This is a genomic window from Mesorhizobium sp. CNPSo 4671 (genome assembly GCF_057784245.1).
The window spans coordinates 674,316-686,398 of the sequence record NZ_JBWLUW010000003.1 but is presented as its reverse complement, the minus strand read 5'-3'; the positions used below and the strand labels follow the sequence as shown (position 1 = coordinate 686,398).

The following is a 12,083-nucleotide window of genomic DNA, read 5'->3' as shown; positions in this document are numbered from 1 at the left end:
TCACCAGTTGCGGTTCAACCATTCACGCGCCGGCCGCTCAATGAGGTAGTAGCTGCAGAGCGCGCAGGCAAACACCGCGGCCAGCATCGGCCATGGGTTGCTGCCTTGCTCGTAGACGAATTTGTAGAAAGGCTGCTGCCACAGATAGAGCGAGTATGACCACAGACCCAACGTCGCCATTGGCCAGGACGACAGCAAACTGGAAAAAATCGGCGTGCTGAAATCGAGCGCATTGACGGCGAGCGCCAGCAGCGGCACCGCCAGGAGATAGTGGATCGGCGTCGGCACCGGGTCGATGAACAGCAGAACCGCGCCAGCCGCCGCTGCCAGGGCGACATAGGGCCCCTTCAACACCGCCGGCAGCCGGCCTTCGGCCTTGAGCAGGCAGATCGAGGCCGACAGCAGGATCGAGGCGATGTGCACGTCGGTGCGCCAGTAAGTGGCCTCGTAGTCCAGCTTGAACACCCAGTACGAAATCGCGCCATTGGCCATGGCAAGCAAGGCCAGCACCAGCAGCAGCGGAATGACGCGGTTACGGCTGGAGACGAGCGCGCTGATCAACGCCAGGATGATGTAGGCATGCTCCTCGACGCAGAGCGACCAGATATGGTCCAGCGCCCCGGCGCGGGTGACGAGAATTCCGGCATAGTTGTAGGTGAATGTCAGTGCCGTCAGTGCCGCCTTCCATTTGAAGGCGATGAACGTGCCGGAGAGCGCGACCATGGCAATGACGACGAACACCAGAAGCGCCGGATAGATGCGCGAGAAGCGGCGTTTGAAAAACTTCTTCAGCGGGTAGCGTTCGATGAACAGGATTTCGGCCATCAGCCGGCCGCTGAGCACAAAGAAGAATTCAACGCCGAGCACGCCGAGATTGATTCCGGGAACCGGGAAAAAATGGCCGATCAGCACCAGGGCGATCGACAGGCCGCGCCAACCATCGAGATAGGCCAGTCTTGTCCGGGCCGATCTGTCGACGACGGATCGTGACGGAACCATCTGGGTCGCGGAAATTTCGGACATGCCGATCCCTTCGCATTGGCATGCGAAGGGGCACGGCGGTACGCAGTCCGAACCCAGCTCGCATTCCCGCCCCAACCCATACTGCAGTGCAATATAAGTTTGTGCAAGTGCGAGATTGCCGCCGACGCAGTTTCCCGGCGAGCACGGACCGGAATTGCTTCAAGCAAAGGGATCACGCGCTACGCTGATTCTATAGGGAACTGGGCCGCTATAGGCGGCCATGGACGAAAAAGGGGCCGAGACGGCCCCTTTCCTTGTCCACAACCGCCAACGCGCGTCAGGCATTGGCTGCCGCCACGGCGCGCTTGGCCATTACCGCGATCAGGTTGGCGCGGTAGTCGGCGGAAGCGTGGATGTCGGTCATCAGATTCTTCGCCGGCACTTTCACGCCATTGAGCGAGGCAGCGTCGAAACTCTTGGCAAGCGCCGCCTCGATCTCCTTCGAACGGAAGACACCATCGTCACCGGCGCCGGTGACAGCAACGCTGACGCCGTCCTTGCCCTTGGCCACGAACACGCCGACGATCGCGTAGCGCGAGGCCGGATTGCGGAATTTTTCGTACCCAGCCTTTGCCGGAGCCGTGAAGCTGACCGCCGTGATGATCTCGCCATCCTTCAATGCCGTTTCGAACAGCCCTTTGAAGAATTTGTCAGCTGATATTTCGCGCTTGTTGGTGACGATGGTGGCGCCCAGTGCCAAAAGTGCCGCGGGATAGTCCGCCGCCGGATCGTTGTTGGCGATCGAGCCGCCGATCGTGCCCTTGTGGCGCACCGCCGGATCACCGATCAGCGACGCCAGATGGGCAAGCGCCGGGCAGGCCTTCCGCAGCTTCTCATCGTTGGAGACGTCGAAATGGGTGGTGGCGGCGCCGATGGTGACCGTCTTTCCCGACACCTTGATGCCCTGCATTTCCTTGATGCGCGACAGATCGACGAGATCGGAAGGGGCCGCAAGCCTCGTCTTCATGGCGGGGATGAGCGTCATGCCGCCGGAGAGCAGCTTGGCGTCGCCGCTCTTCACGAGTTTGGCGGCGTCAGCGACCGAGGAGGCACGGTGATAGTTGACCGAGTACATGGTTGTTCCTCCTCAGTGCTTCGTCGCGGTGCGGATCGCGGCCCAAACGGTGGCCGGCGAAGCCGGCATGGCGATGTCGGCGATGCCGATGGCGTCGGTGATGGCGTTGATGACGGCCGGCGGCGAACCGATGGCGCCGGCCTCGCCGCAGCCCTTGATCCCCAACGGATTGCCCGGACATGGCGTGTTCGAGGTCGAGACCTTGAACGACGGCAGGTCGTCCGCCCGCGGCATGGTGTAATCCATGTAGCTCGCCGTCAAAAGCTGCCCGCCGGCGTCGTAATGGGCGCCCTCCAGCAGCGCCTGGCCGATCCCTTGCGCGATGCCGCCATGCACCTGGCCCTCGACGATCATCGGATTGATGATGTTGCCGAAATCGTCGGCCGCCACGAACTGGACGATCTCGGTCGTGCCGGTCTCCGGATCGATCTCGACCTCGCAGATGTAGCAGCCCGCCGGGAAGGTGAAGTTCGACGGATCGTAGAAGGCCGTTTCCTTCAGCCCGGGTTCCATCCCTGCCGGCAGATTGTGGGCGGTATAGGCGGCAAGCGCCACCTGGAACCACGGCACGTTCTTGTCGGTACCGGCGACCTTCAGCGCGCCGTTCTCGATGACGATGTCGCCCTCGTCGGCCTCGAGCAGGTGGGCGGCGATCTTCTTGGCCTTGGCCTCGACCTTGTCGAGCGCCTTTGATATCGCCGACATGCCGACCGCGCCCGAGCGCGAACCATAAGTGCCCATGCCCATCTGCACCTTGTCGGTGTCGCCATGGACGATCGAAACCGAATCGATCGGCACGCCGAACCGCTGGTTGACCAGTTGCGCGAAGGTCGTCTCGTGACCCTGGCCATGGCTGTGCGAGCCGGTCAGCACCTCGATCGTGCCGACGGCATTGACCCGCACCTCGGCCGATTCCCAGAGGCCGACGCCGGCGCCGAGCGAGCCGACCGCCGCCGACGGCGCAATGCCGCAGGCCTCGATGTAACAGCTCATGCCGATGCCGCGCAGCAATCCCTTCTTGGCCGCCGCCGCCTTGCGCTTGGCAAAGCCGGCATAGTCCGAAGCGTTCATCGCCGCGTCGAGCGAGGCGCCGTAGTCGCCGGCGTCATAATTCATGATCACCGGCGTCTGGTGCGGGAAGGAGGTGATGAAGTTCTTGCGCCGCAATTCGGCTGGCGAGACACCGAGCTCGCGCGCCGCCGCTTCCATCGTGCGTTCCAGGAGATAGGTGGCTTCCGGCCGACCTGCCCCGCGATAGGCATCGATAGGGGCCGTGTTGGTGTAGACGGTGCGCACATTTGCGTGGATGGCCGCAATGTCATACTGGCCCGACAAAAGCGTCGCATAGAGATAGGTCGGCACGCAGGACGAGAACAGCGACATGTAGGCGCCGAGATTGGCGATCGTGTCGACCTTCAGCCCGGTGATCCTGTTGTCCTTGTCGAAGGCCATTTCCACCGTCGAGACATGATCGCGGCCATGCGCGTCGGAGAGAAAACTTTCGGTGCGGTCGGCGACCCATTTGACCGGCACGCCGGTTTTCTTGGAGGCCCACAGGCAGACGATCTCTTCCGGGTAGATGTAGATCTTGGAGCCGAAGCCGCCGCCGACATCGGGCGCGATCACGCGCAATTTGTTTTCCGGAGCGACATTGTAGAAGGCGCTCATCACCAGCCGCGCGACATGCGGGTTCTGCGATGTCGTCCAGCAGGTGTAGTGGTCCTCGGCCTTGTCGTAATGGCCGAGCGCCGCGCGCGGCTCCATGGCGTTCGGCACCAGCCGGTTGTTGACGATCTTCATGCGGGTGACATGCGCCGCCGCCTTGATCGCCGCGTCGGTCGTCTTGGCATCGCCGATCTCCCAGTCGAAGATGAGATTGTTCTCGGCCTCGGGATGGATCTGCGGTGCGCCCTTTTCGAGCGCCTTGGTCGCGTCGACGACAGCCTTCAATTCCTTATAGGTGATCTCGACCGCCTCGGCCGCGTCGCGCGCCTGGCCCTTGGTTTCGGCCACGACGATGACGACGGCGTCACCGACATAACGCACCTTGTCGAAGGCCAGCGGCGACCATGCGCCCATCTTCATCGGCGAACCGTCCTTGGAATGGATCATCCAGCCGCAGATGAGGTTGCCGATGCCGTCCGCCTTGAGCTCCTTGCCGGTCAGCACGCCAATGACGCCGGGCATGGCTTGAGCCTTCTTGACGTCGATCTTCTTGATCTGCGCATGCGCGTGCGGGCTGCGCACAAAGGCCGCATGCTTCATGCCAGGCACCACCATGTCGTCGACATAGCGGCCCGCGCCGGTGATGAACCTCTTGTCTTCCTTGCGCGCGACCCGAGCGCCAACACCTTCAATGCCCATCAGAAATTCCTCCCGAAATAGTGAGTAGGAAGTAGTGAGTAGGTGAATAGTGAGGATCGTCGACGGTTGAGACCGACTACTGACTACTCACTGCTCACTGGTTTTCTCACGCCGCCTGTTTCGCTTTGCCCTTCGACACCTTCGCCATCGTCTTCGATGCCGCGAGGATCGCCTTGACGATGTTGTGGTAACCGGTGCAGCGGCAGATATTGCCTTCCAGCTCGGCCCGCACCGTCGCCTCGTCGAGGCCTTCGGGATGGCGGGCGATCATGTCGGTTGCCGTCATGATCATGCCTGGCGTGCAGAAGCCGCATTGCAGGCCGTGATGTTCCTTGAAGGCTGCCTGCACGGGATGCAGGTCGGCGCCGTTGGCGAGACCCTCGATGGTCACGACTGTCGACCCTGAGGCCTGGACAGCGAGCATCGAGCAGGACTTGACCGCCTTGCCGTCGATATGGACGACGCAGGCCCCGCATTGCGAGGTGTCGCAACCGACATGCGTGCCGGTCAAGCCGAGATTCTCGCGCAGGAAGTGAACCAGCAGCGTTCGATCCTCGGCGGTCCCGCTGACCCGCCTCCCATTCACCATCAACGAAACGTCCGACATGAATCCTCCCTGGGTATCAACCTTGGTCATCACGCTGCCGACGCGCCGCTGGCACTTCGGCCATGCGTTATTCGTACACCGCACAACTTGCAAAAAACAGCGCGACGGAAAAGACGGATCATTGTACTTTCGGTCATGACAGGGCCAAAGGTGCAGTCCCCTCGCCCCATTGCCAAAACGCCGATTGAAAGCAACAATATCCTTCGACGCCCGCGCGCCAGAAGCCTTGCAAAAACAGCGCACAAAAACAGCGTCGGAGGAAACGCGGGAGAACGCCGCTGACCAGTTCACGGACGCGCTACGCCTGCGGCTTGTCGGCGCTTACCACGGACGAGCCCGACCCGGATGTTTTCGCACGCGCGGTGGCCAGCGAGGCCGCCGCAATCAATGCCGGCTTTGCCCTCGTGTTCTTTTCCCAGAGCCTTGTCGAGGCCGGCGCCCTGTCGCGGGCACTCTCAGCCTACGCGCCGGGGCTGCACCATGCCGGCTGCTCCACCGCCGGCGAGATTACGCCGCAGGGGCTCGAGGAAGGCCATATGCTGGCGATGCTGCTCCCCTCGGCCGCCTTTACCGCGGTCAGCGCCATGGTCGACAATTTGTCCTCGTCGGGCATGGACAGGATCACCGGCGAGGTCGAGGCCTTGCGACGCAGGCTGCGCGTCCGGGTGGGCGGCGAGCAGGCCACGAACACCTTCGCGCTCTGCTTCATTGACGGGCTATCCTATGCTGAGGAAGCGGTCAGCTCGGCCATCCACTGGGGTCTTGACGACATACCATTGCTCGGCGGCTCGGCCGGCGACGATCTGAAATTCGAGACGACGCGCCTGATCTCGAACGGCAGGGTCACCTCGGACAGCGCCATCATCGTGCTGATCGCCACGGAAATTCCGTTCCACGTCTTCAAGACCGACAATTTCGTTCCGACCGACGAAAAGCTGGTGGTAACGGCGTCCGATGCCGATCACCGCATCGTGCGCGAGTTCAACGCCACCAATGCGGCGGAGGAATATGCCGCCTCCGTCGGCATCGTTCCGCAGACCCTGACGCCGTTGAGCTTCGCCTCGCACCCGGTGGTGGTGAAGGTGGGCGGCGAATATTACTGCCGCTCGATCCAGAGAATGCATGCCGACGGCTCGCTGTCGTTCTTCTGCGCCATCGACGATGGCGTCGTGCTGTCGATCGCCCAGCCAAAGGACATGGTGGAATCGACACGCGCCGCCCTGCGCGAGGTCGAGGAGCGCCTCGGCGGCATCGACCTGATCCTCGGCTTCGACTGCGTGCTGCGCCGGCTCGATGCGCGCAACCGGCAGGTCTTTCGTGACATTTCGGAACTATACCGGGTCAACAATGTCGTCGGCTTCGGCACTTATGGCGAACAGTACCGGTCGATGCATTTGAACCAGACCTTCACCGGCATTGCCTTTGGCGAACGGCAAGCGGCGGAATAGGGGGCCGCGGAACAACAAAATGCCGCTCAAGGACATAAACGACCTCGAAAAGCTGAAGAAGATCAACGCCGCCCTTGTCAGCCGCGTCGAGCGGTCGATGGACCAGCAAGGCAATGCCTTCTCGCTGTTCCAGACCGCGATCTCGCTGGAAAACCGCGTGCGCACGCGCACCGACGAGTTGCACTCAACGCTGCGGCGGCTGGAGCAGTCGAACATCGATCTCATCGCCGCCAAGGAAAATGCCGAGCTGGCGAACCTCTCCAAGACAAGGTTTCTGGCGGCCGCCAGCCATGACGTGCTGCAGCCGCTGAACGCGGCCCACCTCTCCGTTTCGGCGCTCGCCGAGGTGCAGACCAGCGACGAAGGCAGGAAGCTGGTGCGCCAGGTCGAGCGCTCGCTGGAAACGATGGAGGACCTGCTGCGCACGCTGCTCGACATTTCCAAGCTCGACGCCGGCGTGGTGCAGCCCGATATCAGCGACGTCAGCCTGGAGGCGCTGTTTTCGTCGCTGCGCTCGGATTTCCAGCCGGTCGCGGAAATCAAGGGGTTGTCGCTGAAATTCCGGCCGGTCAATGCCGTGGTCCGCTCCGATCGCACGCTGCTGCGCCGCATTCTGCAGAACATCCTGTCCAACGCGCTGGGCTATACACGCTCGGGTGGCGTGCTTGTCGGCACCAGGCACCGCGGCGACACCATCCGCATCGATGTCGCCGATACCGGCTGCGGCATTCCCGAGGACCAGCGCGAGGCGGTGTTCGAGGAATTTCACCGCGGCACTCCGTCGTCCAATGCGGAGTCGGACGGCGGCGGTCTTGGGCTCGGGCTCGCCATCGTGCGGCGCATGGCCGGCGCGCTCGGCCACCCCGTGTCCTTCTCATCGAAGGTCGGGCGCGGCACGATCTTCCATATCGATGTGCCCGTCGGCATCGGCGCGCCCGCCGACGCCATCGCCAGCGCCACCAGCCTGGAACGGTCGCGGGGCTATGGCCTGTTCGGCACCAAGGTGCTGCTGGTCGAGAACGACATTGAGGTGCTGGAGGCAATGACCTTCCTGCTCGAGCGCTGGCAATGCCTGGTGCGGTCCGCGACCTCGACCGACGACGCGCTGGACCTGCTCGGCGACACCGACTGGGTCCCCGACATCGTCATTGCCGACCAGCATCTCGACGGCGGCGATCTCGGCACCGCGACCATATCGGAAGTCCGCGACTATCTCGGCCGCGCCGTGCCGGCGCTGATCGTCACCGCCGACAGTTCCGAGGCCGTCGCCAAGGCAGCCCGCGCCGGCGGCATCGAACTGATGCGCAAACCACTGAAGCCGGCGCAACTGCGCGCGCTGCTGGCGCATTTGCTGGCTTAGGGGCTTACCCTCCCCTTGATGGGGAGGGTCGGCGCGCAGCGCCGGGGTGGGGTGCGGCGCCAAGCTCCCCCACCCCGCTCCGCTTCGCGGATCGACCCTCCCCACAAGGGGGAGGGTAAAAATCAAAACCCCGCCTGATCCCTGAAAAGCTCGGCATTATCCAGCTTCGAAACCTCGATCACCGCTTGCGTGCGGCTGTACACATTGAGCTTGCGCAATATCTCCGAGACGTGTGCCTTCACCGTGGTCTCGCCGACCTGCAACTCGTAGGCGATCTGCTTGTTGAGCAGGCCCTGGCGCAGCATTTGCAGCACGCGCAATTGCTGCGGCGTCAGCTTGGACAGGCGCTGGACCATGTCGGCGCGGTCGATGCTGTCGGCGTCGGCCGGCTGGCCCTCATAGGTTTCCGGCACATAGATCGCGCCGTCCATCACCGAGCGGATGGCGGCGGCCAGATCGCTCTTGCGCGCCGATTTCGGGATGAAGCCGGCGGCGCCATAGGACAAGGCCTCGGAAATGATCCTGGGCTCCTCATAGCCCGACACGATCACCACCGGCAGGCGCGGATAGCGGGTCCTGAGCTGCAGCAGGCCGTCGAAGCCGTGCACGTCGGGCATCGAGAGATCGAGCAGCGCAAGGTCGAAAGGCTTGGCGTCGGCCAGGAGATCGAGCGCCTCGGCGATCGAGCGCGCCTCGACCGTGTCGACCTCCGGATAGGCCATCTGCACCGCGCTGTGCAGCGCCTCGCGAAACAGCGGATGGTCGTCGATGATCAGGAACCGGGCGCGATCGTTGGATGCTGTCATGTGGCTCGTTCCGGTTTACCCGCCACACCATAGTCCTGTGACCATGGCCGGATTATTGGCAAATAGTCTATCGCCAATTGATAGGATGCACTGCTGCAAAAGTGATGGAACCCCTGAATTCCTTATACAGCCCCGGCAAAGCCCGTGCTTTAAGAAAAGCGACGCCTTGCCCGGTCCCCAAAATCGGTCGAAGGTGCCGCCGGCAACCCGATATCCAACACAGAGACCACCATGACCGCCTTCATCCTCCCCGTGCCGCCAACGCCTTCCGTCGCCATCGACGGGTCGGCCGAGCGTTTTGCCGTGCGGCGCATTTTCTGCGTCGGCCGCAACTATGCGGCGCACGCGCGCGAGTTCGGTAATGATGAGCGCGATCCGCCCTTCTTCTTCACCAAGCCGGCCGACGCGGTGGTCGATTCCGGCACCGACATCCCCTATCCACCGCTGACGGCCAATCTGCACCACGAAATCGAACTGGTGGCGGCGATCGGCAAGCCGGGCTTCCGCATTGCGCGCGAGCGGGCGCTGGAGCATGTCTGGGGTTATGGCGTCGGCATCGACCTCACCCGCCGCGATCTCCAGGACGAGGCCAAGAAGGCGGCGCGGCCCTGGGACTGGTCGAAGGCGTTCGATCGTTCCGCCCCTTGCGGCCCGCTGGTGCCCGCACAAACGACCGGCCACCCGACGAAAGGGCGCATCTGGCTCGCCGTCAACGGCAGGGTCCGGCAGGACGCCGATCTCACCGAACTGATCTGGCCAATCGCCGACATTGTCTCGATCTGCAGCGAGGGCGTAGAATTGCAGGCCGGCGACCTGATCTTCACCGGCACGCCGGCCGGTGTCGGCGCGGTCAAGCCGGGTGAGACGATGACCGGCGGTGTCGACGGCATCGGCACGATCGAAGTGACCATTGGCCAGCCGAAGTGAGCGCATGAGCGAACTCATCCTGCACAACTACTATCGCTCCTCCACCTCCTATCGGGCGCGGATCGCGCTGGAGATGAAGGGGCTGAGCTATGATTACGTCCCGCATCATCTGCGCCATGGCGAGCATCTGGAACCGGCCTATCTAGCGGTCAATCCGCAGGGGCTGGTGCCGGCATTGGTGCTCGACGACGGTACGCTTTTGACGCAGTCGCTGGCGATCATCGAATATCTCGACGAGATCCATCCCGAACCGCCGCTGCTGCCGCAGGACCCGCTTGGCCGGGCACGCGTGAGAATGCTGGCGCAGATGATCGCCTGCGACATCCACCCGGTGAACAATCTGCGCGTGCTGACCTCGCTGCGCACCCTGTTCGGCGCCGGCGACCAGGACATCACCAACTGGTTCCGCCACTGGGTGAACGAAGGCTTTCAGCCGCTTGAAAAGATCCTGGCTTCGTCGCCGCAGACCGGAACATTCTGCCACGGCGAGATGCCTGGGCTCGCCGACATCTGCCTGGCGGCACAGATCACCAGCAATGCCCGCTTCGGCGTCGACCTGACGCCCTACCCGACGATCACCCGCATCAACGCCGCCTGCATGGCGCTGCCGGCCTTCCAGAAAGCCGCGCCGCAGAACCAGATCGACGCGGAGTAAGGCCTACCGGCCCACGCGCAGCGTCAGCGCCCAGACCAGCAACGCCAGCAGGCCGATGCCGGCGCCCAGCATACAGACGCCGCTCCAACCCATGGCGCCATAGGCCATGGTCGAGGCGATCGAGCCGAGCGCGCTGCCGAGCGAATAGAAAATCATGTAGCCGCCGACCAGCCGGCTGCGCGCATCCGGGCGGCGCGAAAAAATCAGGCTCTGGTTGGTGACATGGACGGCCTGGATCGCCAGGTCCAGCATGACGGTGCCGGCGACAAGCAGCCATAGTGACATGCCCATGAAGGCGATCGGCAGCCAGGCTGCCGCCATCAGCACCAGGCTGAGCCCAGTGACCAGTTGCCCACGCCCGCGATCGACGATGCTGCCTGTCCAGCGCGCGCCCAGTGCCCCAGCCACGCCGGCAAGACCAAACAGCCCGATCTTGGTGTGCGAAAGTGAAAATGGCGCGGCACTCAGCGGCAGCACCAGCGGCGCCCACAGCACGTTGAAGGTGGCGAAGATCAGCATGGCGAGCACCGCACGCACGCGCAGCAGCGGCTCCTGCACGAACAACAGCACCACCGAACCGAGCAGGCGCGGATAGGATGTGCGTGGCCGCTCCGCCTCGTGGCGCGGCAGGATCAGGTAGAGAACCACCGCCATGACCAGCGTCAGCGCCGCCGAGACAAGATAGACCCAGCGCCAGCCGGCAAAGTCGGCGACGACACCGGCGACGAAGCGGGCCAGCAGGATGCCGGTTATGACGCCGCTGGTGACGGTGCCGACCGCCCGCCCCCGCTCAGACGGCAGAGCGAGGTCGGCGGCGTAGGCCACCAGCACCTGCACCACCACGGCAAGCAACCCGACGACCGCGAGGCTCGCCAGCAGCATCGCCGCATTTGGCGCGATGCCGACCGCGATCAACGCCACCGCGGAAAGGATGGCCTGCCCGGCGATCAGCTTGCGCCGGTCGAACAGGTCGCCAAGCGGCACGATGAAGAACAGGCCGAGCGCATAGCCGATCTGCGTGACCGTCACCACGATGCCGACCGAGGCCGGCGCGATGGCGAAATCATGCGCCATGGCGTCGAGCAGCGGATGGGCGAAATAGACATTGGCGACGCTCAAGCCACAGGCAATGGCGAAGACCAGCGCGGTCATTCTCGACAGTCCCGGTGGTGATGCCGGCGCGACCTGCGGCGGCCCATCGGACCGCTCCGCGCCTGACGCTGCGTTGTTCACCACCAGCACATTCATGTCGCCCTCCGCAAATAGGTTTCAAATTGAAACCACTTGCTGGATAGACAGAACAGTTTTATCTTGCAACCAAAATGACAACGCTGGGCCAACGATTGCCATGGTGAAACGAACGAGCCACCACGAAGCGGATTGCCTGATCGCACGGCCGCTGGACGCGATCGGCGACTGGTGGTCGCTGCTCATCGTGCGCGATGCCTTCGATGGCTTGCGCCGCTTCGGCGAGTTCCAGAAGAGCCTCGGCGTCGCCAAGAACATCCTGTCGGCGCGGCTGCGCAATCTCGTTGCACACGGCATACTGGAAACGGTGCCCGCCCCCGACGGCAGCGCACACCATGAATATGTGCTGACGCAAAAGGGACGCGGCCTGTTCTACGTCCTGGTAGCCTTGCGGCAATGGGGCGAAACCTATTTCTCCGGACCGGGCGAGCCCTACACTTTCATGGTCGACATCGAGACCGGCCGGCCGATCAGGCGCCTGGAAGTGCATGCCGAGGATGGACGGCTGCTCGTTCCCGGCGACACAAGGCTCGCCGATTTCCGCAACCAGGAAAACAGCTGAGCGCCCTG

11 protein-coding genes are annotated in these 12,083 nt (G+C 63.6%); 5 read left to right on the top strand and 6 right to left on the bottom strand.

What is annotated here, in order from left to right; genetic code table 11:
* The 4 genes from AC04SF_RS11480 to AC04SF_RS11465 all read right to left on the bottom strand — a co-directional run bounded on the left by AC04SF_RS11480 (position 1) and on the right by AC04SF_RS11465 (position 5,069).
* Positions 1-1,023 carry an acyltransferase family protein gene (locus AC04SF_RS11480; RefSeq protein ID WP_488477872.1) on the bottom strand — a complete coding sequence of 341 codons (1,023 nt, stop codon included), beginning with the start codon at positions 1,021-1,023 and terminating at the stop codon, positions 1-3.
* Between the two features lie 277 nt (positions 1,024-1,300).
* On the bottom strand, positions 1,301-2,098 hold the full coding sequence (locus AC04SF_RS11475; protein WP_488477871.1) for an FAD binding domain-containing protein: 798 nt from the start codon (positions 2,096-2,098) through the stop codon (positions 1,301-1,303).
* A 12-nt stretch (positions 2,099-2,110) separates the two neighbouring features.
* Positions 2,111-4,462, bottom strand: a complete 2,352-nt coding sequence (locus AC04SF_RS11470) for a xanthine dehydrogenase family protein molybdopterin-binding subunit (protein WP_488477870.1) — start codon at positions 4,460-4,462, stop codon at positions 2,111-2,113.
* Between the two features lie 106 nt (positions 4,463-4,568).
* Positions 4,569-5,069, bottom strand: a complete 501-nt coding sequence (locus AC04SF_RS11465) for a (2Fe-2S)-binding protein (protein WP_488477869.1) — start codon at positions 5,067-5,069, stop codon at positions 4,569-4,571.
* Positions 5,070-5,380: 311 nt separating this feature from the next.
* Here AC04SF_RS11465 and AC04SF_RS11460 point away from each other — a divergent pair, with 311 nt between their 5' ends.
* Both AC04SF_RS11460 and AC04SF_RS11455 read left to right on the top strand, forming a co-directional pair.
* Entirely contained in the window at positions 5,381-6,517 is a 1,137-nt protein-coding gene (locus AC04SF_RS11460) for an FIST signal transduction protein (RefSeq protein WP_096446853.1), read from the top strand.
* Between the two features lie 19 nt (positions 6,518-6,536).
* Positions 6,537-7,877: a hybrid sensor histidine kinase/response regulator gene (locus tag AC04SF_RS11455; RefSeq protein WP_488477868.1), complete on the top strand. Its 1,341-nt coding sequence runs from the start codon at positions 6,537-6,539 to the stop codon at positions 7,875-7,877.
* 122 nt (positions 7,878-7,999) lie between these two features.
* Here AC04SF_RS11455 and AC04SF_RS11450 read toward each other — a convergent pair whose 3' ends face one another.
* Entirely contained in the window at positions 8,000-8,683 is a 684-nt protein-coding gene (locus tag AC04SF_RS11450) for a response regulator (RefSeq protein ID WP_115142973.1), read from the bottom strand.
* Positions 8,684-8,914: 231 nt separating this feature from the next.
* Here AC04SF_RS11450 and AC04SF_RS11445 point away from each other — a divergent pair, with 231 nt between their 5' ends.
* Positions 8,915-9,610: a fumarylacetoacetate hydrolase family protein gene (locus tag AC04SF_RS11445; RefSeq protein ID WP_488477867.1), complete on the top strand. Its 696-nt coding sequence runs from the start codon at positions 8,915-8,917 to the stop codon at positions 9,608-9,610.
* Between the two features lie 4 nt (positions 9,611-9,614).
* Positions 9,615-10,265: a maleylacetoacetate isomerase gene (maiA, locus tag AC04SF_RS11440; RefSeq protein ID WP_488477866.1), complete on the top strand. Its 651-nt coding sequence runs from the start codon at positions 9,615-9,617 to the stop codon at positions 10,263-10,265.
* Positions 10,266-10,268: 3 nt separating this feature from the next.
* On the opposite strand, the gene AC04SF_RS11435 is transcribed toward maiA, so the two are convergent.
* Positions 10,269-11,513 carry an MFS transporter gene (locus AC04SF_RS11435; RefSeq protein ID WP_488477865.1) on the bottom strand — a complete coding sequence of 415 codons (1,245 nt, stop codon included), beginning with the start codon at positions 11,511-11,513 and terminating at the stop codon, positions 10,269-10,271.
* Between the two features lie 100 nt (positions 11,514-11,613).
* Here AC04SF_RS11435 and AC04SF_RS11430 point away from each other — a divergent pair, with 100 nt between their 5' ends.
* On the top strand, positions 11,614-12,075 hold the full coding sequence (locus AC04SF_RS11430) for a winged helix-turn-helix transcriptional regulator (protein WP_488477864.1): 462 nt from the start codon (positions 11,614-11,616) through the stop codon (positions 12,073-12,075).
* Positions 12,076-12,083: the final 8 nt, after the last annotated feature.

Coding starts and splice junctions, on each gene's coding strand:
- AC04SF_RS11480 (WP_488477872.1), bottom strand. CDS start 1,023: ATGTCCGAAATTTCCGCGACCCAGATGGTTCCGTCACGATCCGTCGTC.
- AC04SF_RS11475 (WP_488477871.1), bottom strand. CDS start 2,098: ATGTACTCGGTCAACTATCACCGTGCCTCCTCGGTCGCTGACGCCGCC.
- AC04SF_RS11470 (WP_488477870.1), bottom strand. CDS start 4,462: ATGGGCATTGAAGGTGTTGGCGCTCGGGTCGCGCGCAAGGAAGACAAG.
- AC04SF_RS11465 (WP_488477869.1), bottom strand. CDS start 5,069: ATGTCGGACGTTTCGTTGATGGTGAATGGGAGGCGGGTCAGCGGGACC.
- AC04SF_RS11455 (WP_488477868.1), top strand. CDS start 6,537: ATGCCGCTCAAGGACATAAACGACCTCGAAAAGCTGAAGAAGATCAAC.
- AC04SF_RS11450 (WP_115142973.1), bottom strand. CDS start 8,683: ATGACAGCATCCAACGATCGCGCCCGGTTCCTGATCATCGACGACCAT.
- AC04SF_RS11445 (WP_488477867.1), top strand. CDS start 8,915: ATGACCGCCTTCATCCTCCCCGTGCCGCCAACGCCTTCCGTCGCCATC.
- maiA (WP_488477866.1), top strand. CDS start 9,615: ATGAGCGAACTCATCCTGCACAACTACTATCGCTCCTCCACCTCCTAT.
- AC04SF_RS11435 (WP_488477865.1), bottom strand. CDS start 11,513: ATGAATGTGCTGGTGGTGAACAACGCAGCGTCAGGCGCGGAGCGGTCC.
- AC04SF_RS11430 (WP_488477864.1), top strand. CDS start 11,614: ATGGTGAAACGAACGAGCCACCACGAAGCGGATTGCCTGATCGCACGG.